Raw genomic sequence first — 22,432 nt, forward strand, 5'->3', positions numbered from 1 at the left:
GCTGTTGAATGTTATGCCGCCATCGCGAGCAAGCTCGCTCCCACAGGTGATCTGTCTTATTCCTGAATTACGTCAGCCCCTTTAGGGATGTCGAACTTGAACTTGGAAGCCGGAATCGGCTCGTTGGCCTTCACGCCGGTGAACAGGATATTGGTGCGCTGACCAACGCTGTCGATCAACTGCATATCATTGACCAGACCATTGCGGAACGACAGGCGCAGGCTGTCGAACAGGGTGTCCTTGGTTTTCGGCTTGAGGGTGAAGTCGATCACGCCGCCGGCTTCCTTGGCACTGATGTCGAAGCTCTGGCTGATCTTGGACACGTCACCGGACAGCAGCAAGGCCGGCGTCTGGGTCAGGCGCTGGTCGAGGTTCTTGATGGTGGCCTGTTCCAGGTCCGGGTCCCACAGGGTGACTTTCTTGCCATCGGAGATCATGGTCTGTTCGGCCGGCGCATCGGTGTGCCAGTAGAACAGGCCCGGACGCTGCAGGGACATCTCGCCGGCGGTTTCCTGCAACCGGGTGCCGGTGCCATCGAGGGTCAGTTGCGAGAAGCGTGCAGTCAGGGTCTGGGATTTTTCCAGCAGTTGGGTCAGGCGCGCCACGTCCTTGTCATCGGCGTTAGCCTGGAGCGTGGTCAAGGCCAGTACCGGCAGCAACAGCATGCGGATCAGACGCATGGGAGTCCTCATAACATTCGTGGGAGTGCGGGCGGCGCCCAAGGCACCACCCTTTTCATACTCGGGTCAGTCGCGCACCGGGCCCGGGGCCAGGACTTCACGCGAACCGTTGGTGTTCATGGACGTCACGACCCCGGCCATTTCCATGGCTTCGATCATGCGCGCGGCGCGGTTGTAGCCGATCTTCAGCTTGCGCTGAACCGCGGAAATGGAGGCGCGACGGCTTTCCAGCACGAACTGCACGGCTTCGTCGTACAGCGCGTCGGCCTCGGGATCGTCACCGTCGCCGCCACCGCTGCTGCCTTCAAAGCCGCTGCCCGCCTCTTCGACGCCATTGAGAATGTCGTCGTTGTATTCCGGCGCGCCCCGTAGCTTCCAGGCTTCCACCACGCGGTGAACCTCATCGTCGGACACGAAAGCACCGTGGACACGAATCGGCAAGCTGGTGCCCGGTGGCATGTAGAGCATGTCACCGTGGCCGAGCAGTTGTTCGGCGCCGCCCTGGTCGATGATGGTCCGGGAGTCGATCTTGCTCGATACCTGGAACGCCATGCGGGTCGGGATGTTGGCCTTGATCAGACCGGTGATCACATCCACCGACGGACGCTGGGTCGCAAGGATCAAGTGGATACCGGCCGCACGCGCCTTCTGGGCGATACGGGCGATCAGTTCTTCAACCTTCTTGCCGACGATCATCATCATGTCGGCGAATTCGTCGACCACCACCACGATGGTCGGCAGCTTGCTCAGCAGCGGCGCTTCGTCGTGGATGCTTTCGCGCTTGTACAGCGGATCGCTCAACGGCTCGCCGGCGTCCTGGGCTTCCTTGACCTTGGCGTTGAAGCCCGACAGGTTTCGCACGCCCATCTTGGCCATCAGCTTGTAGCGTCGCTCCATCTCGGCAACGCTCCAGCGCAGGGCGTTGGCGGCGTCCTTCATGTCGGTGACCACCGGGCAGAGCAGGTGCGGAATGCCTTCGTAGATCGACAGTTCCAACATTTTCGGGTCGATCATGATCAGCTTGGCGTCTTCCGGGCCGGACTTGAACAGGATCGACAGGATCATCGCGTTCACACCCACCGACTTACCGGAACCGGTGGTACCGGCCACCAGCAGGTGCGGCATCTTCGCCAGGTCGGTGATGACCGGCTTGCCGCCGATGTCGTGACCCAGGGCCAGGGTGACCGGCGACTTGAAGTTGTCGTACTCGGGGGTCGACAACACCTCGGAGAAACGCACGATCTGCCGGTCTTCGTTGGGGATCTCGATACCGACCGTAGTCTTGCCCGGAATCACTTCCACCACGCGCACGCTGGTCACGGCCAGGGAACGGGCCAGGTCTTTGGCCAGGTTGGAAATGCGGCTGACCTTGACCCCGGCGGCCGGCTGGATTTCGTAACGGGTAATCACCGGACCCGGGTGAATCGAGTCCACTGCAACTTCAACGCCGAATTCCTTGAGCTTGATTTCCAGCAAGTGGCCAACCGCAGCCAGGGATTCAGGCGAATAATTGAGCTGTTTCTTTTCCGCAGGGTCGAGAATCGAGATCGGCGGCAAGGTGCCTTCCACGGCGCTGTCGACGAACAGCGGCGCCTGTTTCTCTTTCTCGACGCGCTTGCTCGGTGCGGCGGGCTTTGGTGGCGCGGGCGCAATCACCGGCGGCACCTGCTTCTCGCGCTCAGACATGTGCTTGCTCAGGGCTTGTTCACGCTCGATCAGGCGTTCCTTGACCTTGGCCTGCTCGCGCTTGTCGGTGACGCTCGGCGCGACCACTTCATCCATACGGTCGTCGACTTCACGCAACTGGGCGACCAGCTGTTTGCGCTCGGTACGGGCCGCCCACCAGCGATTGGCGGCGCTCTGGAACAGTTCGAACAGGTCGAGGGTGATCTTGCCGGTGATGTCCATCACCTTGAACCACGACAGGTCGGTAAACACAGTCAGGCCAAACAGGAACAAGGCAATGAACAACAGCGTGCTGCCCTGGATATTCAGGGCGTTCCTGGCCAGTTCGCCGAGGCTTTCCCCCAGCGCGCCGCCCGCACCGGCCGGCAGACCGGTCGCGGCATGAAAATGGATATGGGCCAGGGCGGCACCCGACAGCACCAGGAACACCAGGCCGATCAGGCGCCAGGAGAACAGCCAGCCGCTCCACTGCCACGGTTCGTGACGCTGGCGGAAGATCTGGTACGCCTTGATGGCCAGCAGCAACGGGAAGATGTAGGCGAAGTAACCCAGCACCATGAACAGGATATCGGCGCTGTAGGAGCCCGCTGGCCCGCCGAAGTTCTGCACGTCGTCGATCTTGCTGTTATGACTCCAGCCCGGATCGTCCTTGCCGTAGGTCAACAAGGCCATCATCAGGAACAGGCACAAGGCACCGATGGCGATCAGCGCACCTTCCTTGAGTCGGTAGTGCAAGTGCTGGCGCCAGAGCGGTACGACGGCTGGTTTAGGTGCTGCGGTGGATTTCTTCAAAACGCTTCTTTTCCTGCGCCTATGGCGCGTCCATCTGGTGAATGTCTATAAAAGCTGCCAAAAAACTGCGAAAAAACTGCCCAATCCAGGCAGGTAAAAGAGTTAACACGCGTTACCGGGACTACTTTTAACACTGCGCCCCGGTTTTTATAAACATGGCGCGCACTGAATATATGTAACACGCAGGGCATTGTACGGGTTTGTACGCACGACGCCATGCTTGAGACCCTTGGGTGTAGCATAGTCAACAGCACATGACATGCTGTTCAATTTGAGCATGCATTCTCTTTTGTGACAAAGGCTTATGAGGTGTTTTTATGAGCGAAGCGAAGCATTCACGCCTGATTATCCTGGGCTCCGGCCCCGCCGGTTACAGCGCGGCCGTTTATGCCGCCCGCGCCAACCTCAAGCCCGTTGTCATTACCGGCATCCAGGCAGGTGGCCAGCTCACTACCACCGTCGAAGTGGATAACTGGCCAGGGGACGTCGAAGGCCTGACCGGACCGGTGCTGATGGATCGCATGCAAAAACACGCCGAACGCTTTGCCACTGAGATCGTTTACGACCACATCCACACCGCCAAGTTGCAACAACGGCCGTTCGAGCTGATCGGCGATGGCGGCACCTATACCTGCGACGCCTTGATCATTGCCACCGGCGCCTCCGCGCAATACCTGGGTCTGCCGTCGGAGGAAGCGTTTGCCGGCAAAGGGGTGTCGGCGTGCGCAACCTGTGATGGGTTTTTCTATCGCAATCAGGTGGTTGCAGTGGTCGGCGGCGGCAATACGGCGGTCGAGGAAGCCTTGTACCTGTCGAACATCGCCAAGGAAGTGCACCTGATCCATCGGCGCGACAAACTGCGCTCGGAGAAGATCCTCCAGGACAAACTCTTCGAAAAAGCCGCCAATGGCAATATCCGCCTGCACTGGAACCAGAACCTGGACGAAGTGCTCGGCGATGCCAGCGGCGTGACCGGTGCCCGCCTGCGCGACAGCCACACCGGCGAAACGAAGGAGCTGCCGCTGGCCGGGGTGTTTATCGCCATCGGCCACAAACCCAACACCGACCTGTTCACGGGCCAACTGGAAATGCGCAACGGGTATCTGCTGGTCAAGGGTGGCAGCGAAGGCGATGCCACCGCTACGGCGATTGCCGGGGTGTTTGCCGCCGGTGACGTGGCCGACCACGTTTATCGCCAGGCCGTTACGTCTGCCGGGGCCGGTTGCATGGCGGCGCTGGACGCTGAAAAATACCTCGACGACATTCCTGCCGTTTAAAGGCAAACTTTATGGCGGGCCAACACCCGCCACTGCCCTCCCCTTCTGCAAGCCCGGATGCCATGCTGACTTGGTTACAACGCAATACCTTGCATTTCCCACCGCTGGAAAAGGCCATGCGCGACCCCAACGGGCTTCTGGCTGCCGGTGGCGACCTGTCCGCCGATCGGCTGATCTCGGCTTATCGCCACGGCTGCTTCCCATGGTTTTCCGAAGGCCAGCCGATCCTCTGGTGGTCGCCGGACCCACGCACGGTTCTGTTTCCCGACGAATTGCACGTCTCGCGCAGCCTGAACAAACTGCTGCGTCAGCAACGCTATCAAGTGACCTTTGACCAGGACTTCGCCGCCGTTATCCGTGCCTGTGCAGCCCCTCGGGAATACGCTGACGGCACCTGGATCACCGAGGCCATGCAGGACGCTTATATCGAGCTGCACAGGCGCGGACACGCGCACTCGGTGGAAGTCTGGGACGGGGACGAATTGGTTGGCGGGCTCTACGGCCTGGCGATGGGCCAGCTGTTTTTCGGCGAATCCATGTTCAGCCTCGCTGACAACGCCTCGAAATTCGGCTTTGCCACGTTGGTCCGCCATCTCAAAGACTCAGGCTTCGTGCTGATCGACTGCCAGATGCCCACCGACCACTTGCATAGCCTGGGCGCCCGGGCGATTCCGCGCCGCGAGTTTGCCGATTTTCTGGCCAGGCACCTTGACCAACCCAACCATGCCACCTGGGTTTGCTGAGCGACTTTTCCCCGTGTGGCTTACACTTATTCAAAAGCATTATCCCGAGGGTTGATCATGACCGAGTTGGCGCGTTTGAAGTTCTATGCCACTCAGCCGCACTCTTGCAGTTATCTGCCCGATGAGCAGGCCACAACCCTGTTCCTCGACCCTAGCCAGCCCATGGATGTGCATGTCTATGCAGACCTGTCAGAGATGGGGTTTCGTCGCAGTGGCGATCATCTCTACCGGCCGCATTGCCAGAATTGCAATGCCTGCGTTCCGGCGCGCATTCCCGTGGGGCAGTTCACGCCCAACCGGCAACAGAAACGCATCTTCAAGCGCAACACGGATTTGCAGGTGCGTCCGGCCAGGCCCGGCTTCAACGAAGAGTACTTCGACCTTTACCAGCGTTACATCGAACAGCGTCACGCCGATGGCGACATGTACCCGCCGAGTCGCGACCAGTTCTCGACATTCCTGGTGCGGGACCTGCCGTTTTCAAGATTTTATGAATTTCGCCTGAACGGCCGACTACTGGCCGTCGCCGTCACCGATTTACTGCCGAACGGTCTGTCGGCGGTCTACACCTTCTACGAGCCTGCCGAAGAGCGCCGCAGCCTTGGGCGCTACGCAATTCTCTGGCAAATCGCCGAGGCCAGGCGGCTGGGGCTGGATGCGGTCTACCTCGGCTACTGGATCAAGAACTGCAAAAAAATGAACTACAAGACTCAATATCGCCCTATTGAGTTGCTGATTAATCAGCGCTGGGTGGTTCTAAACTAGAGCCGGCCCTAAACCCCTTGGCTTAAACCCCACTTTTCGGGCACAATGCACGCCGCTTTTGCCTGGCGCAGTTGCACCGGGCCATTCATTGGACACCGAGGGCTTTACTGCATGTCGAAAGAAGACAGCTTCGAAATGGAAGGCACTGTCGTCGACACCCTGCCCAACACCATGTTTCGTGTGGAGTTGGAAAATGGGCACGTCGTAACCGCGCACATCTCCGGCAAGATGCGCAAGAACTACATCCGTATTCTTACCGGCGACAAAGTGCGCGTAGAGCTGACTCCCTATGACTTGAGCAAAGGGCGCATCACTTACCGCGCCCGTTAATCAAGTCAATACAAGACGCCCGGCTCATGCCGGGCGTTTTTGTTAGTGCGGGATTTGCCAGCACACCGAAAACCTGTAGGAGCGAGCCTGCTCGCGATAACGTCAGTTCAGTCAACATTGATGCCACTGACACACCGCATCGCGAGCAGGCTCGCCCCTACAGGGGAATGCAGTGAATTTGATAGACAGCAAAAAGGCGCACAAAGGCGCCTTTTTGCTTTGTTGCGGTTTAACGTCAGGCCATCTCGGCCGTGGTCTCGAACTCGAAGGTCAGCTCGCCGTCCTTGATGTCGATGTGTACCACACCGCCATGCTCGGCCAGTTCGCCAAAGAGAATCTCCTCCGCCAGCGGACGCTTGATCTTGTCCTGGATCAGGCGAGCCATCGGGCGAGCACCCATCGCCGCGTCGTAGCCACCTTCGGCCAGCCAGTTGCGGGCTGCATCGGTGACCTCCAGCAACACACGCTTGTCTTCCAGCTGCGCCTGAAGCTCGGTAAGGAACTTGTCCACCACACTCTTGATGACCTCATGGCTGAGGCGACCAAACTGGATGATGGTGTCCAGACGGTTGCGGAATTCCGGCGTGAAGCTCTTCTTGATCACTTCCATCGCATCGGACGAGTGATCCTGATAGGTGAAACCGATCGAAGCGCGGGCTGCGGTCTCGGCACCGGCGTTGGTCGTCATGATGACGATCACGTTACGGAAATCCGCCTTGCGCCCGTTGTTATCGGTCAACGTACCGTGGTCCATCACCTGCAGCAGCAGGTTGAAGACTTCGGGATGCGCCTTCTCGATTTCATCGAGCAACAGCACGCAGTGTGGCTGCTTGGTGATGGCTTCGGTCAGCAGACCGCCCTGATCGAATCCGACATAGCCTGGAGGCGCACCGATCAGACGCGATACGGTGTGGCGCTCCATGTACTCGGACATGTCGAAACGAATCAGCTCGACACCCAGGGCCTTGGCCAACTGACGCGCCGCTTCGGTTTTACCGACACCGGTAGGCCCTGCGAACAGGAACGAACCAACAGGCTTGTCAGGGGACTTGAGACCGGCGCGAGACAGCTTGATCGCGGTTGCCAGCGAGTCGATCGCGGCATCCTGACCGAACACGGTCAACTTCAGGTCACGCTCGAGGTTACGCAGCAGCTCCTTGTCGGAACTGGTGACGTGCTTTGGCGGAATCCGCGCGATTTTCGCGACGATGTCCTCGACTTGCGGCACTTCGATGCGCTTCACACGCTTCTCGACCGGTTGCAGGCGCTGGTAGGCACCCGCCTCGTCGATGACGTCGATGGCCTTGTCCGGCATGTGACGATCATTGATGTAACGCGAGGCCAGCTCGGCAGCCGCGCGCAGAGCTTCATCACTGTATTCGATATTGTGATGGCTTTCGAAACGCCCCTTCAGGCCGCGCAGAATGCCAATGGTGTCTTCCACCGAAGGCTCCGACACATCGACCTTCTGGAAGCGCCGAGCCAGTGCACGGTCCTTCTCGAAGATGCCGCGGAATTCCTGAAAGGTAGTCGAACCGATGCAACGGATATCACCGGACGACAGCAACGGCTTGAGCAGGTTCGAGGCATCCATGACGCCACCGGACGCGGCACCCGCACCAATGATGGTGTGGATCTCATCGATGAACAGGATCGCCTGCGGACGTTTTTTCAGTTCATTGAGCAACGCCTTGAAGCGCTTCTCGAAATCGCCACGGTACTTGGTGCCGGCCAGCAAGGCACCCAGGTCGAGGGAGTAAACCACGCTGTTGGCCAGCAGGTCCGGCACCTGATTATCGACAATGCGCTTGGCCAGGCCTTCGGCAATCGCGGTTTTACCCACGCCCGCCTCGCCCACCAGCAGCGGATTATTTTTGCGACGACGCGCCAGGATCTGCGCGACACGCTCGACTTCCAGCTCACGACCTACCAACGGATCGATACGACCCTGGCGCGCCAGTTCATTGAGGTTGCTGGCATAAGCATCCAGAGGATTGCCTGAAGAAGAAGACTCACCGCCCTCGTCGTCCTGCATATCTTGCTCACCTTCAGAGTGATCGCCATGCCCAGGCACCTTGGAAATGCCATGGGCGATGTAGTTGACGACATCTATACGGGCAACGCTCTGCTGTTTCAGCAGGAACACTGCCTGACTCTCTTGCTCACTGAAGATCGCGACCAGCACGTTGGCACCAGTCACTTCGCGCTTGCCCGAGCTCTGTACGTGAAACACAGCACGTTGCAGTACACGCTGGAAGCCCAGGGTTGGCTGGGTTTCGCGATCCTCGTCATGAACAGGGATCAATGGCGTGGTGGAGTCGATGAACTCCTGCAGGTCATGCTTGAGTTTGTCGAGGTTCGCGCCGCACGCACGCAAAACAGTGGCGGCAGCCTCATTGTCCAATAGGGCCAGCAGGAGGTGTTCGACGGTCATGAACTCATGACGCTTCGAACGGGCCTCCTTGAAGGCAAGATTGAGGGTGACTTCGAGCTCGCGGTTTAACATAGCTTCACCTCATACCCAAGTGTCCGGCGATTAACCGTCCTTCTCGATTTCACAGAGTAGCGGATGCTGGCTTTCCCTGGCGTACTGGTTGACCTGCATGGCCTTGGTCTCGGCGATGTCGCGGGTAAACACTCCACATACTGCCCGCCCTTCTGTATGGACGGCCAGCATGACCTTGGTCGCCAGCTCGCGATTCAGGTTAAAAAACACCTCGAGCACTTCGACGACGAAATCCATCGGTGTGTAGTCATCGTTGAACAAAACCACCTTGTACATCGGCGGCGCCTGAAGTGCAGGCTTTGCCTCCTGAACAGCAATGCCTGCGGAATCGTCGTCGTGTAAATCAGGGTGATCCTGATTGAATGTTAGTCGAATCTGGCTGATTGCATGCATGGAAAGAAAGGTTCGTCAGTTGTTCAAATACAGTGGTGGGGGCGGCTATCAGCGATTTCAACTCCGACTGCCGGGTCAGCTTGACTATCGGCAAAACAGTGTTACAACCAATAGAGCCCACAGTGGGTAAAAAAGGTCCGCGGAGTCAATCTTATTTACAGATTCGACTGCGGATGTACTGGATGATACTCCAGTGATGGAGTCTGTTGCAGAGGGAGTTGGGTATGGCTGTCGGCAAGGTGAAGTGGTTCAACAATGCCAAGGGTTACGGATTCATCAACGAGGAAGGCAAGACAGAAGATCTGTTTGCCCACTACTCAGCCATTAAAATGGATGGTTATAAAACCCTGAAAGCCGGGCAAGCTGTCGTATTCGATATCATCCAGGGCCCCAAAGGCCTGCACGCGGTCAACATCGGCAACCCGATAGATACCTCGAAAGCCACGACACCCACAACTGAAGAGACCGTTGTGGTTTAACACCGCAACATCAACCAGTCATAAAAAAACCGCCTGACTCAAATTCTTGAATCAGGCGGTTTTTGTGTGCCTGCGTTTTCTTACATGTGCGAGATCAGCGCATCGCCGAAGCCGGAAGACGACACCAGCTTGGCACCTTCCATCAGGCGCTCGAAGTCATAGGTCACGGTCTTGGCGGAAATCGCGCCGTTGGTGCCCTTGATGATCAGGTCGGCTGCTTCGGTCCAGCCCATGTGGCGCAGCATCATTTCAGCGGACAGGATCAGCGAACCGGGGTTGACCTGGTCCTTGCCTGCGTACTTCGGCGCGGTACCGTGGGTGGCTTCGAACATGGCTACGGTGTCGGACAGGTTGGCACCCGGCGCAATACCGATACCGCCCACTTCCGCCGCCAGGGCGTCGGAGAGGTAGTCGCCGTTCAGGTTCAGGGTCGCGATCACATCGTACTCGGCCGGGCGCAGCAGGATCTGCTGGAGCATGGCGTCGGCGATGGCATCCTTGACGATGACGTTCTTGCCGGTTTTCGGGTTCTTGAACTGCATCCACGGACCGCCGTCGAGCAGGGTCGCGCCGAACTCTTCAGCCGCCACTTCGTAGGCCCATTCCTTGAAGGCACCTTCGGTGAACTTCATGATGTTGCCTTTGTGCACGATGGTCAGCGAATCGCGATCGTTGTCGACCACATATTGCAGGGCCTTACGCGCCAGACGCTTGGTGCCTTGCAGGGACACCGGCTTGACGCCGATACCGCAGTTCTCGTCGAAACGGATCTTGGTAACGCCCATTTCTTCTTTCAGGAACTTGATGACCTTGGTGGCTTCCGGCGTACCGGCCTTCCACTCGATGCCCGCGTAGATGTCTTCGGAGTTCTCGCGGAAGATGGTCATGTCGACATCGCCAGGCTTTTTCACCGGGCTAGGCACGCCTTCGAACCAGCGCACCGGGCGCAGGCAGACGTACAGGTCGAGTTGCTGACGCAGGGCCACGTTCAGGGAACGGATGCCGCCACCGACCGGGGTGGTCAGCGGGCCCTTGATGGAAACCACGTAATCCTTGACCGCGTCCAGGGTTTCCTGAGGCAGCCAGGTGTCCTGATCGTAAACCTGAGTCGCTTTCTCCCCGGCGTACACTTCCATCCAGGAAATCTTGCGCTCGCCGCCGTAAGCCTTTTTCACAGCAGCATCGACAACCTTGATCATGACCGGGCTGATGTCGACGCCAATGCCGTCGCCTTCGATGAAGGGAATGATCGGGTTATTAGGAACATTGAGAGAATGGTCTGCATTGACGGTGATTTTGTCGCCGACGGCTGGAACCTGAATCTTCTTGTAACCCATGCTGAACTCCATTGATTGGATTGAACATCTGGCTTGGTTCGAGCGTAACCCAGTTGAATCGGCGCGCAAACCCTATGTTCTATCCATATGCCGCAAAGCCATACAACTGGCGCGCTACACGCCTGAAAGCAAAGGGAAAAGCGCCAAACTCAAGCACGACGAATGACTCTACGCCCGACTTGCCCCTGCGACCTTTAGACCAATGGACGACATTCGTTGCGTATGAACCATCGGCAGATTGCCAGCTACCTATGTATAATGCCGCCGCTGACTAAAGGGTCACGACGGACTGAACAGCTCTACGACGAGTGTTTCGGCCCGATAAGCCGGTCTGTTACCGCAGCCCGGCTGCTTGACACCCCACTGATGCACCCAACATCACAGCAACGAAACCTCGATATTCGGCTCATGGATGACTTTGAACGAACGCGCTTACCCGGCGCCCTCGAGTTTCTGCGCACGCTTTAGCAAAGAAGAGAGAGTTAATCCGAATATGCCCACCCGCTCGAAGATCATCTATACCTTCACCGACGAAGCTCCTGCCCTCGCCACCTATTCACTGTTGCCTATCGTAGAGGCGTTCACCGCCTCGGCTGATATCGCCGTTGAAACCCGCGATATCTCTCTTGCAGGGCGCATCCTGGCCAGCTTCCCCGAGCAACTGGGTGACAAAGCCGTAGCCGACCACCTCGCCGAACTGGGCGCCCTGGCCGTTACGCCTGAAGCCAACATCATCAAGCTGCCGAACATCAGCGCTTCGGTTCCACAACTGCAAGCCGCGATCAAAGAGCTGCAGGCCCAGGGCTACGCACTGCCGGACTACCCGGAAACCGTGACCTGCGACGCCGACAAGGAAGCCAAGGCGCGTTACGACAAGATCAAGGGCAGCGCCGTGAACCCGGTCCTGCGCGAAGGCAACTCCGACCGCCGCGCGCCGTTGTCGGTCAAGAACTACGCACGCAAGCACCCGCACAAAATGGGCGCCTGGGCCAAGGACTCCAAGTCCCACATCGCGCACATGAGCACCGGCGATTTCTACGGCAGCGAAAAAGCCGCCCTGATCGACGCCGCTGACGCCGTGAAAATCGAACTGATCGCTCAAGACGGCACCGCTACCGTCCTGAAAGAAAAGACCAGCGTACAAGCCGGTGAGATCCTCGATTGCGCGGTACTGAGCAAAAACGCCCTGCGCAGCTTCATCGCGGCCGAAATCGAAGACGCCAAGGCACAAGGCGTGCTGCTGTCGGTTCACTTGAAAGCCACCATGATGAAGGTCTCCGACCCGATCATGTTCGGCCAGATCGTTGCCGAGTTCTATAAAGACGCACTGGCCAAGCACGCTGACGTGCTGGCACAGATCGGCTTCAACCTGAACAACGGCATCGGCGACCTGTACGCTCGCATCAAGGCCTTGCCTGCCGAGCAGCAAGCGCAGATCGAAGCTGACATCCAGGCGGTCTACGCCGCTCGCCCTTCCCTGGCGATGGTCAACTCCGACAAAGGCATCACCAACCTGCACGTGCCGAGCGACGTCATCGTCGACGCCTCGATGCCGGCAATGATCCGTGACTCCGGCAAGATGTGGGGCACCGACGGCCAGCTGCACGACACCAAGGCCGTGATCCCGGATCGCTGCTACGCCACCATCTACCAGGCTGTGATCGAAGATTGCAAAGCCAACGGTGCGTTCGATCCGACCACCATGGGCAGCGTGCCGAACGTTGGCCTGATGGCGAAGAAAGCCGAAGAGTACGGCTCCCACGACAAGACTTTCCAGATCAAGGCTGACGGCGTTGTTCGCGTCACCGACAGCAAGGGCAACCTGCTGATGGAACAGGCTGTCGAGGCCGGCGACATCTTCCGCATGTGCCAGACCAAAGACGCGCCGATCCAGGACTGGGTCAAACTGGCCGTCAACCGTGCTCGCGCAAGCGCGACCCCGGCGATTTTCTGGCTGGACCCGATGCGCGCCCACGACGGCGTAGTGATCGAGAAAGTTCAGGCTTACCTGAAGGATCACGACACTGCCGGCCTGGACATCCAGATCATGGCACCGGTCGACGCGATGAAGTACACCCTGCAGCGTACCCGCTCTGGCCTCGACACCATCTCGGTGACCGGCAACGTACTGCGCGACTACCTGACCGACCTGTTCCCGATCATGGAACTGGGCACCAGCGCCAAGATGCTGTCGATCGTGCCGCTGATGAACGGCGGTGGCCTGTTCGAAACCGGCGCCGGCGGTTCGGCACCGAAACACGTTCAGCAGTTGCTGGAAGAGAACTTCCTGCGCTGGGATTCGCTGGGTGAATTCCTGGCCCTGGCCGCGTCCCTGGAACACCTGGGCGTAACCTACAACAATCCAAAGGCGCTGGTTCTGGCCAAGACCCTGGACCAGGCCACCGGCCAGTTCCTGGACAACAACAAGTCGCCATCGCGCAAAGTCGGCAACATCGACAACCGCGGCAGCCACTTCTACCTGGCGCTGTACTGGGCCCAGGCCCTGGCTGCCCAGACCGAAGACGCTGCACTGCAAGCGCAGTTCGCGACCCTGGCCAAGACCCTGACCGAGAACGAGGCGACCATCGTTGCCGAACTCAACGCCGTTCAGGGCAAGCCAGTAGACATCGGCGGTTACTACCACGCCGACGCCGAGCTGATCAGCAAGGCCATGCGCCCAAGCGCAACCTTCAACGCGGCTGTTGCTGCGCTGGTTTAAGGTTGTAAGGGAACATCACAAACCCCGGCCCTGTGCCGGGGTTTGTGTTTTCAGAACTTACATAAATCCCATGTGGGAGCGGGCTTGCTCGCGAATGCGGTTTATCATTCAGCATCTTTGTTGGCTGACCCACCGCATTCGCGAGCAAGCCCGCTCCCACACTGATCGCATTTCAATTTCAGAATTGAGGAAGTTTATGGACTGGAAACCCCACATCACCGTCGCCACCATCGTCGAACACAACGGTCGCTTCCTGATGGTCGAAGAACTCAAGCACGGGCGCGTGGTGCTCAACCAGCCCGCCGGCCATCTGGACCCGAACGAAACCCTGACCGAAGCCGCTATCCGTGAAACCCTCGAAGAAACCGGCTGGGACGTCGAACCCACCGGCGTACTGGGCATTTACCTCTACACCGCCCCGAGCAATGGCGTGACCTACCAGCGGGTCTGCTTCATCGCCAAACCACTGAAACACCACGCGCATTATCAACTGGATGACGGCATCGTCGGCGCCAAGTGGTTGACCCGCGAGGAATTAATCGAGCAGCGCGACAACTGGCGCAGTGAGCTGATTATCCGCTGCATCGACGACTATCTGGCAGGCCAACACTTCGGCCTCGAATTGATCCGTCCTTCTCTTTAGCCTTGCGGGCCCGAGCCTGCTAGAATCGCGTCCTTTTTCAAGACACTCATTGAATCCCTATGCGTGATCCAGCCCCTTCTGACACACAAAAGAAGCGCGTCATTGTCGGCATGTCCGGCGGCGTGGACTCTTCCGTTTCCGCCCTCCTGCTGATCGAGCAGGGCTATGAGGTGGAAGGCCTGTTCATGAAGAACTGGGAAGAAGACGATGGAACGGAATACTGCACCGCCATGGATGACTTGGCGGACGCCCAGGCCGTGTGCGACAAGATTGGCATCAAGCTGCACACCGCCAACTTCGCCGCCGAGTACTGGGACAACGTGTTCGAGCATTTCCTGGCCGAATACAAGGCCGGACGCACGCCGAACCCGGACATCCTGTGCAACCGCGAAATCAAGTTCAAGGCGTTCCTCGACTACGCCATGATCCTGGGCGCCGACCTGATCGCCACCGGCCACTACGTGCGTCGCCGCGACATCGATGGCCGCACCGAACTGCTCAAGGGCCTGGACCCGAACAAGGACCAGAGCTACTTCCTGCACGCCGTCGGCGGTGAACAGATCGCCAAGACCCTGTTCCCGGTCGGCGAGCTGGAAAAACCGCAAGTGCGCGCCATTGCCGAGAAGTACGAACTGGCGACCGCGAAGAAAAAGGATTCCACCGGGATCTGCTTTATCGGCGAGCGCCGCTTCAGCGACTTCCTCAAGCAGTACCTGCCGGCGCAACCGGGCGAGATCAAGACCACCGAAGGCGAAATCATCGGCCGTCACCACGGCCTGATGTACCACACCATCGGTCAGCGTCAGGGCCTGGGTATTGGCGGCCTGAAAGATGCCAGCGATGAGCCGTGGTACGTGCTGATCAAGGACCTGGAACACAACGAGCTGATCGTTGGCCAGGGCAATGATCACCCGTGGCTGTTCTCCCGCGCCCTGCTCGCTTCCGATATCTACTGGGTCAACCCGATCGATCTGAGCCAGCCGCGCAAGCTGACCGCCAAGGTTCGTTATCGCCAGAGCGACCAGCCGTGCACCCTGGAAAAAACCGCCACCGGTTATCGCGCGACCTTCGACGATCCGCAACGCGCGGTCACTCCGGGCCAGTCCGTGGTGTTCTACGACGGTGAAATCTGCCTCGGGGGCGGCGTGATTGAAGTCGCCGAGCCGTGGACGAGCAAGGGCCAGGCCCTATGAACCCGATCCAGGAGCAACTGACGGCACTGGGCGGCGTGTTTCTCGCCGCAGTGCTGGTGGACAGGATCGCCAAGACCGGCCAGACCAACGAAGCCGGCCTGACCTGCATGCTCGGCAGCCTGCTGATTCGCGACCCCAAGGACACTTTGGAAGTCTATGGCGGCGACGACATCAACCTGCGTGAGGGCTATCGCGCGTTGATCGGCGCCCTCGAACGCGACCCAAGTGCCCTGCAGCGCGAGCCGCTGCGCTACGCCCTGGCCATGCTCGGCCTTGAGCGTCAGCTGGCCAAGCGCAACGACATGCTCGACGTGATCGGTTTACGCCTGCCGCAGATTCAGTCCCAGGTCGAACACTTCGGCCCTGCCCACGAAAACGTGGTCGCCGCCTGCGGCGCGCTGTATCAGGACACCCTGAGCACCCTGCGCCAACGCATCCAGGTGCACGGTGACATGCGCAACCTGCAACAACCGAGCAACGCCTCGAAAATTCGCGCCCTGCTGCTGGCCGGCATTCGTTCGGCGCGCCTGTGGCGGCAATTGGGCGGTCATCGCTGGCAGCTGGTGATCAGCCGCCGCAAATTGCTCAAAGAGCTTTACCCCTTGATGCGTAACGAATAACCCGCATCGACAGAACAGAACTTAGCAATACGCGTAATACGCCGGTCAGTTGGCGACGGACCGGCGGATTTTTTCATGTATGATACGCGCCCCATTTCGTTGCCCGACTGTCCGAGAACACCCCATGCAGCTTTCTTCGCTCACTGCGGTTTCCCCTGTTGACGGCCGCTACGCCGGCAAAACCCAGGCCCTGCGCCCAATTTTCAGCGAGTACGGCCTGATCCGTGCCCGCGTCCTGGTTGAAGTGCGCTGGCTCCAGCGCCTGGCCGCTCACCCCGCCATCAGCGAAGTGCCGGCGTTCTCCGCCGAAGCCAACGCTGTGCTCGACACCCTGGCGGAAAACTTCTCTCTGGAACACGCCGAGCGCGTCAAAGAGATCGAGCGCACCACCAACCACGACGTCAAGGCCATCGAATACCTGCTCAAAGAGCAAGCGGCCAAGCTGCCGGAACTGGCCAAGGTCAGCGAGTTCATCCACTTTGCCTGCACCAGCGAGGACATCAACAACCTGTCCCACGCCCTGATGCTGCGCGAAGGCCGTGATGACGTGATGCTGCCGCTGATGCGCCAGACCGCCAACGCCATCCGCGAACTGGCGATCCGTTTCGCCGACGTGCCGATGCTGTCGCGCACCCACGGTCAGCCGGCCTCGCCGACCACCCTGGGCAAAGAACTGGCGAACGTGGTTTACCGCCTGGAGCGCCAGATCGCTCAAGTCGCTGCTGTTCCGCTGCTGGGCAAGATCAACGGCGCTGTCGGCAACTACAACGCTCACCTGTCGGCCTACCCTGAGATCGACTGGGAAGCCAACGCCCGCGCCTTCATCGAAGACGAACTGGGCCTGGGCTTCAACCCGTACACCACGCAGATCGAACCCCACGACTACATCGCCGAGCTGTTCGACGCGATCGCGCGCTTCAACACCATCCTGATCGACTTCGACCGCGACATCTGGGGCTATATCTCCCTGGGTTATTTCAAACAGCGCACCATCGCTGGCGAAATCGGTTCGTCGACCATGCCGCACAAGGTCAACCCGATCGACTTCGAAAACTCCGAAGGCAACCTGGGTATCGCCAACGCCCTGTTCCAGCACCTGGCGAGCAAGCTGCCGATCTCCCGCTGGCAGCGCGACCTGACCGACTCCACCGTACTGCGCAACCTCGGTGTCGGCTTCGCCCACAGCGTGATCGCGTACGAAGCCAGCCTCAAGGGCATCAGCAAGCTTGAGCTCAACGAGCAGAAAATTGCCGCTGACCTGGACGCCTGCTGGGAAGTATTGGCCGAGCCGATCCAGACCGTGATGCGTCGCTACAACATCGAAAACCCGTACGAAAAACTGAAAGAACTGACCCGCGGCAAGGGCATCGGCCCGCAAGCGCTGCAGACTTTCATCGACGGCCTGGACATGCCAGCCGCCGCCAAGGCCGAGCTGAAATTGCTCACCCCGGCGAACTACATCGGCAACGCTGTAGAACAAGCCAAGCGCATCTGATCGACCGCTAGACCCTTTTAAGACGCCCGGCCGCGCCGGGCGTTTTTATTCCCGTCTGAAAAGTGCATTTTTTCAATAGGTTACACATGAATCCTGATATTCCTCTTCAACTTCTGGGCGGCATCACGGCACGGGAATTCCTGCGCGACTACTGGCAGAAAAAGCCGCTGTTGATCCGTCAGGCAATTCCTGATTTCGAAAGCCCGATCGACGCCGACGAACTGGCCGGCCTGGCGCTGGAAGAAGAAGTCGAATCGCGACTGATCATCGAGAATGGCGAGCGCCCGTGGGAACTGCGTCGCGGCCCGTTCGCCGAAGATGAATTCAGCAAGCTGCCTGAAACTGACTGGACCCTGCTGGTTCAAGCCGTGGATCAGTTCGTCCCGGAAGTCAGCGAACTGCTGGAAAATTTCCGCTTTCTGCCGAGCTGGCGCATCGACGACGTGATGATCAGCTACGCCGCGCCAGGTGGCAGCGTCGGTCCGCACTTCGACAACTACGACGTGTTCCTGCTGCAAGGCCAAGGCAAGCGCAACTGGAAGATCGGCCAGATGTGCAACACCGAGAGCCCGATGCTGGCCCACGCCGACCTGCGCATCCTCTCCGAATTCGAAGCCACCGATGAATGGGTGCTGGAACCGGGCGACATGCTCTACCTGCCACCGCGCCTGGCCCATTGCGGCGTCGCCGTTGATGATTGCATGACCTACTCGGTCGGCTTCCGTGCACCGAGCGCCGCTGAAGTGCTGACCCACTTCACGGACTTCCTCAGCCAGTTCCTGACGGACGAAGAACGCTACACCGACGCCGACGCCTTGCCGACTGCCGATCCTCACCAGATCCAGCGCGACGCACTCGACCGCCTCAAAGGCCTGCTGGCCGAGCACATGAGCGACGAGCGCCTGCTGCTGACCTGGTTCGGCCAGTTCATGACCGAGCCACGCTACCCGGAACTGGTGGTGGGCCCGGAAGAGGTCGAAGAAGAAGACTTCATGTCCGCCCTGGAGCAAGGCGCGATCCTGATTCGCAACCCGAGCGCACGCCTGGCGTGGTCTGAAGTCGATGACGACCTGCTGCTGTTCGCCAGCGGCCAGAGCCGTTACCTGCCGGGCAAACTGCGCGAACTGCTGAAGATGATCTGCGCCGCCGACGCGCTGCATGCCGACAACCTTGGCGACTGGCTGAGCGACGAAGACGGTCGCGGCCTGCTGTGCGAACTGGTCAAGCAAGGAAGCCTGGGGTTTGCCGATGAATAAGATTCACGTACGTGTCGCAGACTGGCAAAAGGACAACGCCGAGATCCGGCGCATTCGTGAGACGGTGTTCGTCGCCGAGCAATCGGTTCCGCCAGAACTGGAATGGGACGCCGATGACATTGATGCAGTGCATTTCCTCGCTTACGAAGGCGACTTTCCAATTGGCACCGCCCGCCTGTTGCCCGACGGCCACGTCGGCCGGGTATCGGTACTCAAGGACTGGCGCGGCCTGAAAGTCGGCGATGCGCTGATGCAAGCGGTCATCGGTGAAGCCGAAGAGCGCGGACTCAAGCAGCAAATGCTCAGCGCCCAGGTACAAGCCACGGCGTTCTATGAGCGCCTGGGCTTTCACATGGTCAGTGAGGAGTTCCTGGAAGCCGGGATTCCGCATGTGGACATGGTTCGCCACTCGGCCTGATACCGAGTCGCGGCCATCGCGAGCAGGCTCGCTCCTACAAGGATTGCGCTAGACCTTGTAGGAGTGAGCCTGCTCGCGATGAGGCCCTGAAGAACACCCAAAAACGCCCCGCTATCTTCGGATACCGGGGCGTTTTGCTGCCTACGATTCAACTAGCGCCACTCCAGGCCGACAAACTGGCACTATCATCAATTCAAGTTGGCGGAGATAACGGATATGCCCCTACGCACCCTGCTCAGCACCCTGCTGGTGGCCTGCAGCTTTTCGGTCATGGCAGCCACCGAAATCGTGCCCCTGAACTACCGAACCAGCGCCGACCTGTTGCCGGTGGCGCAGGATTTCGTCGGCAAGGACGGACAGGTCAGCGCCTACGGCAATCAACTCATCGTCAACGCCGATCAGCGCAAGATCGACGAACTTAAAGCCCTTCTCTCACAACTCGATACCGCACCCAAGCGCCTGCTGATCACCGTCGACACCAGCGACAACAACTTCCAGGGTGACCAGGGTTATTCGGTGAATGGCGCCAAGCCAAACCAGACCCGCATCATCAACTACAGCACCGATAGCCGCGACGGCGGCATTCAGCAAGTGCAGGCCAGCGAAGGCGCACCGGCACTGATCCAGGTCGGCCAGAGCGTGCCGCTGACCAGCTCGCAGACCGACTCCTACGGCGACCTGCGCAGCCAGACCGAATACCGCAACGTCACCCAGGGCTTCTACGTCACGGCAAACGTCACCGGCGACATCGTCCACCTGTCGATCAGTACCAACCGTGACCGCATGAGCCAGGAACGTCCCGATGTAGTGAACGTACAAAGCACCGACACAACCGTCACCGGCCACCTCGGTGAGTGGATCCTGCTGGCCGGGGTCAATGGCCAGACCCAGGCCGACAAACAGGGCCTGACCCGCAGCTACTCGACCCAGAGCCGCAACGACATGACATTGCGGGTAAAAGTCGACACCCTGGACTAAAGCACCAAAAACTGACTGACGAGTCGTATTAGACCAAAGATGTAGTGCCTGAAAAAAAGCACTACAAAACGTTTGACGAGCCAAAAAAGCGAAGGCATGATGGCCTCGCTCCCGCTAATCAGGGGCCCTGGCAAGGGCCTTCGAGGCGATGTTCGCACCTACCCCGCGAACCGCTTCGTGTCTGTACCGCCCACAAGGTGTGTTTGACGAGGTTGTCGACTGGAACGAAGTTGTCCCGAGGGACGGAAGCGTAATAGGTAACCCGGCACCACACTGATGTTCGCACCAAGGCCCACGACGCCCGAATGCGCCCGCAGTTCGCCTTTACCTGCTCACTTCCCCTCGAGCCGATCGTTCATCCCGTCGCCCTCCCCGCCGAATCCGACTTGACCGCTTAAGCTTCTGGTCAGCGAGCGCAGGAATTTTCCACCGCAGAACAACTTTTCATAAAGACGCGACGAGGTTTATCTCCCATGGCACTGACACGCGAACAGCAAATTGCAGCCCTCGAAAAAGACTGGGCTGAAAACCCGCGCTGGAAAGGCGTGACACGCACTTACTCCGCTGCTGACGTCGTCCGCCTGCGTGGCTCGGTTCAACCTGAGCACACCTTTGCAAAAATGGGCGCCGAGAAGCTGTGGAACCTGGTGACCCAGGGTGCCAAGCCAGCCTTCCGTCCTGAGAAAGATTTCGTCAACTGCATGGGCGCCCTGACCGGCGGCCAGGCTGTACAACAAGTCAAGGCCGGCATCCAGGCGATCTACCTGTCTGGCTGGCAGGTTGCTGCGGACAACAACTCCGCCGAATCGATGTACCCGGACCAGTCGCTGTACCCGGTGGACTCGGTTCCGACCGTGGTCAAGCGCATCAACAACTCGTTCCGTCGTGCCGACCAGATCCAGTGGAAAGCCGGCAAGAACCCGGGCGACGACGGCTACATCGACTACTTCGCACCGATCGTGGCTGACGCCGAAGCCGGTTTCGGCGGCGTTCTGAACGCTTACGAGCTGATGAAGAGCATGATCGAAGCAGGCGCCGCCGGCGTTCACTTCGAAGACCAACTGGCTTCCGTGAAAAAATGCGGCCACATGGGCGGCAAGGTACTGGTTCCTACCCAGGAAGCCGTACAGAAGCTGACCGCTGCTCGTCTGGCAGCTGACGTTGCCGGTACGCCGACCATCATCCTGGCGCGTACCGACGCTAACGCGGCTGACCTGCTGACTTCCGATTGCGACCCGTACGACCAGCCATTCGTGACTGGCGAACGTACCCAGGAAGGCTTCTACAAGGTTCGTGCCGGCCTGGATCAAGCGATCGCCCGTGGCCTGGCCTACGCTCCGTACGCCGACCTGATCTGGTGCGAAACCGCCAAGCCAGACCTGGACGAGGCTCGTCGCTTCGCTGAAGCGATCAAGAAGGAATACCCGGACCAACTGCTGTCGTACAACTGCTCGCCTTCCTTCAACTGGAAGAAAAACCTGGACGACGCGACCATCGCCAAGTTCCAGCGCGAACTGTCCGCCATGGGCTACAAGCACCAGTTCATCACCCTGGCCGGCATTCACAACATGTGGCACAGCATGTTCAACCTGGCGCACGACTACGCCCGCAACGACATGACTGCCTACGTGAAGCTGCAAGAGCAGGAGTTCGCTGACGCTTCGAAGGGCTACACCTTCGTGGCGCACCAGCAGGAAGTGGGCACCGGCTACTTCGACGACATGACCACCGTGATCCAGGGTGGCTCGTCCTCGGTAACCGCGCTGACCGGTTCGACCGAAGAAGAACAGTTCCACTGATCTGCTTCGCCTGAGTAAACGGCCGTTGCGGACCGATTAGAAACCGCAACGCCGCACATCTGACGCCCCGACTGGTTCGGGGCGTTTTTTTGTGCGTGATTTCGAAATCACCATAGATTCCTGTGGGAGCGGGCTTGCCCGCGATGACGGCTTCAACCCCAACAAACATGTCGGCTGACACACCGCTATCGCGGGCAAGCCCGCTCCCACAGGGTTGGTGGTGACCTCAAGCGAAAACATTGATCCAGAGCGACATCGACGTCAGAAAAATCCGCTAAAACGCACTCCGCCGCTACTTGCAGTTACGCCCATATAAGACAACT

At 59.3% G+C, this 22,432-nt stretch carries 20 protein-coding genes; 15 read left to right on the forward strand and 5 right to left on the reverse strand.

Annotated elements, in window-relative coordinates; genetic code table 11:
• Positions 1-56 precede the first annotated feature (56 nt).
• Positions 57-680, reverse strand: a complete 624-nt coding sequence (lolA, locus tag AC3IX1_RS17990; protein WP_347911711.1) for an outer membrane lipoprotein periplasmic chaperone LolA — start codon at positions 678-680, stop codon at positions 57-59.
• 66 nt (positions 681-746) lie between these two features.
• Entirely contained in the window at positions 747-3,158 is a 2,412-nt protein-coding gene (locus AC3IX1_RS17995; protein ID WP_489385227.1) for a DNA translocase FtsK, read from the reverse strand.
• Between the two features lie 317 nt (positions 3,159-3,475).
• Here AC3IX1_RS17995 and trxB point away from each other — a divergent pair, with 317 nt between their 5' ends.
• The 4 genes from trxB (at position 3,476) to infA (ending at position 6,273) form a co-directional block, all read left to right on the forward strand.
• Positions 3,476-4,435, forward strand: a complete 960-nt coding sequence (trxB, locus tag AC3IX1_RS18000; RefSeq protein ID WP_489385228.1) for a thioredoxin-disulfide reductase — start codon at positions 3,476-3,478, stop codon at positions 4,433-4,435.
• A gap of 62 nt (positions 4,436-4,497) precedes the next feature.
• Complete coding sequence (gene aat, locus AC3IX1_RS18005; RefSeq protein WP_489385229.1) at positions 4,498-5,178, forward strand: leucyl/phenylalanyl-tRNA--protein transferase; 681 nt, start codon at positions 4,498-4,500, stop codon at positions 5,176-5,178.
• A 57-nt stretch (positions 5,179-5,235) separates the two neighbouring features.
• The gene (locus AC3IX1_RS18010) at positions 5,236-5,943 is read left to right on the forward strand and encodes an arginyltransferase (protein ID WP_489316482.1); all 708 of its coding nucleotides are present in this window, start codon (positions 5,236-5,238) and stop codon (positions 5,941-5,943) included.
• 111 nt (positions 5,944-6,054) lie between these two features.
• Complete coding sequence (infA, locus tag AC3IX1_RS18015) at positions 6,055-6,273, forward strand: translation initiation factor IF-1 (RefSeq protein WP_002553999.1); 219 nt, start codon at positions 6,055-6,057, stop codon at positions 6,271-6,273.
• Between the two features lie 235 nt (positions 6,274-6,508).
• Here the strand turns inward: infA and clpA are convergent, their stop codons facing one another.
• On the reverse strand, positions 6,509-8,779 hold the full coding sequence (gene clpA, locus AC3IX1_RS18020) for an ATP-dependent Clp protease ATP-binding subunit ClpA (RefSeq protein ID WP_056723817.1): 2,271 nt from the start codon (positions 8,777-8,779) through the stop codon (positions 6,509-6,511).
• 30 nt (positions 8,780-8,809) lie between these two features.
• A complete protein-coding gene (gene clpS / locus AC3IX1_RS18025) occupies positions 8,810-9,172 on the reverse strand; it encodes an ATP-dependent Clp protease adapter ClpS (RefSeq protein WP_201197126.1) in 363 nt (120 codons plus the stop codon).
• A gap of 224 nt (positions 9,173-9,396) precedes the next feature.
• Between clpS and cspD the strand changes: the two genes are divergently transcribed.
• Positions 9,397-9,651: a cold shock domain-containing protein CspD gene (gene cspD, locus AC3IX1_RS18030; protein ID WP_489385230.1), complete on the forward strand. Its 255-nt coding sequence runs from the start codon at positions 9,397-9,399 to the stop codon at positions 9,649-9,651.
• Positions 9,652-9,731: 80 nt separating this feature from the next.
• Here the strand turns inward: cspD and icd are convergent, their stop codons facing one another.
• Positions 9,732-10,988 carry an NADP-dependent isocitrate dehydrogenase gene (gene icd, locus AC3IX1_RS18035; RefSeq protein ID WP_007972065.1) on the reverse strand — a complete coding sequence of 419 codons (1,257 nt, stop codon included), beginning with the start codon at positions 10,986-10,988 and terminating at the stop codon, positions 9,732-9,734.
• Here icd and AC3IX1_RS18040 point away from each other — a divergent pair.
• From AC3IX1_RS18040 to aceA, 10 genes are all read left to right on the forward strand, one after another.
• Positions 10,987-11,154, forward strand: coding sequence for a hypothetical protein (locus AC3IX1_RS18040; RefSeq protein ID WP_489385231.1), 168 nt, complete (start codon positions 10,987-10,989; stop codon positions 11,152-11,154). The genes icd and AC3IX1_RS18040 overlap by 2 nt on opposite strands.
• A gap of 327 nt (positions 11,155-11,481) precedes the next feature.
• A complete protein-coding gene (locus tag AC3IX1_RS18045) occupies positions 11,482-13,707 on the forward strand; it encodes an NADP-dependent isocitrate dehydrogenase (protein ID WP_489385232.1) in 2,226 nt (741 codons plus the stop codon).
• A 196-nt stretch (positions 13,708-13,903) separates the two neighbouring features.
• Entirely contained in the window at positions 13,904-14,350 is a 447-nt protein-coding gene (locus tag AC3IX1_RS18050) for an NUDIX hydrolase (protein WP_489385233.1), read from the forward strand.
• A gap of 59 nt (positions 14,351-14,409) precedes the next feature.
• Positions 14,410-15,543 carry a tRNA 2-thiouridine(34) synthase MnmA gene (mnmA, locus tag AC3IX1_RS18055; protein WP_489385234.1) on the forward strand — a complete coding sequence of 378 codons (1,134 nt, stop codon included), beginning with the start codon at positions 14,410-14,412 and terminating at the stop codon, positions 15,541-15,543.
• Positions 15,540-16,163 (forward strand): high frequency lysogenization protein HflD, encoded by a 624-nt coding sequence (gene hflD / locus AC3IX1_RS18060; RefSeq protein ID WP_489385235.1) that lies wholly within the window; start codon positions 15,540-15,542, stop codon positions 16,161-16,163. Before mnmA ends, hflD begins: the two co-directional genes overlap by 4 nt.
• Before the next feature lie 124 nt (positions 16,164-16,287).
• Positions 16,288-17,658, forward strand: coding sequence for an adenylosuccinate lyase (gene purB / locus AC3IX1_RS18065; protein WP_489385236.1), 1,371 nt, complete (start codon positions 16,288-16,290; stop codon positions 17,656-17,658).
• An 86-nt stretch (positions 17,659-17,744) separates the two neighbouring features.
• A complete protein-coding gene (locus AC3IX1_RS18070) occupies positions 17,745-18,914 on the forward strand; it encodes a ribosomal protein uL16 3-hydroxylase (protein WP_489385237.1) in 1,170 nt (389 codons plus the stop codon).
• Positions 18,907-19,332, forward strand: a complete 426-nt coding sequence (locus AC3IX1_RS18075) for a GNAT family N-acetyltransferase (RefSeq protein ID WP_032829897.1) — start codon at positions 18,907-18,909, stop codon at positions 19,330-19,332. Before AC3IX1_RS18070 ends, AC3IX1_RS18075 begins: the two co-directional genes overlap by 8 nt.
• Positions 19,333-19,548: 216 nt before the next feature.
• Positions 19,549-20,310, forward strand: a complete 762-nt coding sequence (locus tag AC3IX1_RS18080; RefSeq protein ID WP_489385238.1) for a secretin N-terminal domain-containing protein — start codon at positions 19,549-19,551, stop codon at positions 20,308-20,310.
• A gap of 473 nt (positions 20,311-20,783) precedes the next feature.
• Positions 20,784-22,109: an isocitrate lyase gene (aceA, locus tag AC3IX1_RS18085; protein ID WP_034146910.1), complete on the forward strand. Its 1,326-nt coding sequence runs from the start codon at positions 20,784-20,786 to the stop codon at positions 22,107-22,109.
• Positions 22,110-22,432: the final 323 nt, after the last annotated feature.

It is taken from the genome of Pseudomonas sp. KH_046_2 (assembly GCF_057838985.1).

What these genes read in the sequence shown, in the direction of transcription:
- trxB (WP_489385228.1), top strand. Translation starts at nt 3,476, where the DNA reads ATGAGCGAAGCGAAGCATTCACGCCTGATTATCCTGGGCTCCGGCCCC.
- AC3IX1_RS18040 (WP_489385231.1), top strand. Translation starts at nt 10,987, where the DNA reads ATGCTGAACTCCATTGATTGGATTGAACATCTGGCTTGGTTCGAGCGT.
- aat (WP_489385229.1), top strand. Translation starts at nt 4,498, where the DNA reads ATGCTGACTTGGTTACAACGCAATACCTTGCATTTCCCACCGCTGGAA.
- AC3IX1_RS18075 (WP_032829897.1), top strand. Translation starts at nt 18,907, where the DNA reads ATGAATAAGATTCACGTACGTGTCGCAGACTGGCAAAAGGACAACGCC.
- infA (WP_002553999.1), top strand. Translation starts at nt 6,055, where the DNA reads ATGTCGAAAGAAGACAGCTTCGAAATGGAAGGCACTGTCGTCGACACC.
- icd (WP_007972065.1), bottom strand. Translation starts at nt 10,988, where the DNA reads ATGGGTTACAAGAAGATTCAGGTTCCAGCCGTCGGCGACAAAATCACC.
- hflD (WP_489385235.1), top strand. Translation starts at nt 15,540, where the DNA reads ATGAACCCGATCCAGGAGCAACTGACGGCACTGGGCGGCGTGTTTCTC.
- lolA (WP_347911711.1), bottom strand. Translation starts at nt 680, where the DNA reads ATGCGTCTGATCCGCATGCTGTTGCTGCCGGTACTGGCCTTGACCACG.
- purB (WP_489385236.1), top strand. Translation starts at nt 16,288, where the DNA reads ATGCAGCTTTCTTCGCTCACTGCGGTTTCCCCTGTTGACGGCCGCTAC.
- mnmA (WP_489385234.1), top strand. Translation starts at nt 14,410, where the DNA reads ATGCGTGATCCAGCCCCTTCTGACACACAAAAGAAGCGCGTCATTGTC.
- AC3IX1_RS18050 (WP_489385233.1), top strand. Translation starts at nt 13,904, where the DNA reads ATGGACTGGAAACCCCACATCACCGTCGCCACCATCGTCGAACACAAC.
- AC3IX1_RS18070 (WP_489385237.1), top strand. Translation starts at nt 17,745, where the DNA reads ATGAATCCTGATATTCCTCTTCAACTTCTGGGCGGCATCACGGCACGG.
- cspD (WP_489385230.1), top strand. Translation starts at nt 9,397, where the DNA reads ATGGCTGTCGGCAAGGTGAAGTGGTTCAACAATGCCAAGGGTTACGGA.
- clpA (WP_056723817.1), bottom strand. Translation starts at nt 8,779, where the DNA reads ATGTTAAACCGCGAGCTCGAAGTCACCCTCAATCTTGCCTTCAAGGAG.
- AC3IX1_RS18080 (WP_489385238.1), top strand. Translation starts at nt 19,549, where the DNA reads ATGCCCCTACGCACCCTGCTCAGCACCCTGCTGGTGGCCTGCAGCTTT.
- AC3IX1_RS18010 (WP_489316482.1), top strand. Translation starts at nt 5,236, where the DNA reads ATGACCGAGTTGGCGCGTTTGAAGTTCTATGCCACTCAGCCGCACTCT.
- clpS (WP_201197126.1), bottom strand. Translation starts at nt 9,172, where the DNA reads ATGCATGCAATCAGCCAGATTCGACTAACATTCAATCAGGATCACCCT.
- AC3IX1_RS18045 (WP_489385232.1), top strand. Translation starts at nt 11,482, where the DNA reads ATGCCCACCCGCTCGAAGATCATCTATACCTTCACCGACGAAGCTCCT.
- aceA (WP_034146910.1), top strand. Translation starts at nt 20,784, where the DNA reads ATGGCACTGACACGCGAACAGCAAATTGCAGCCCTCGAAAAAGACTGG.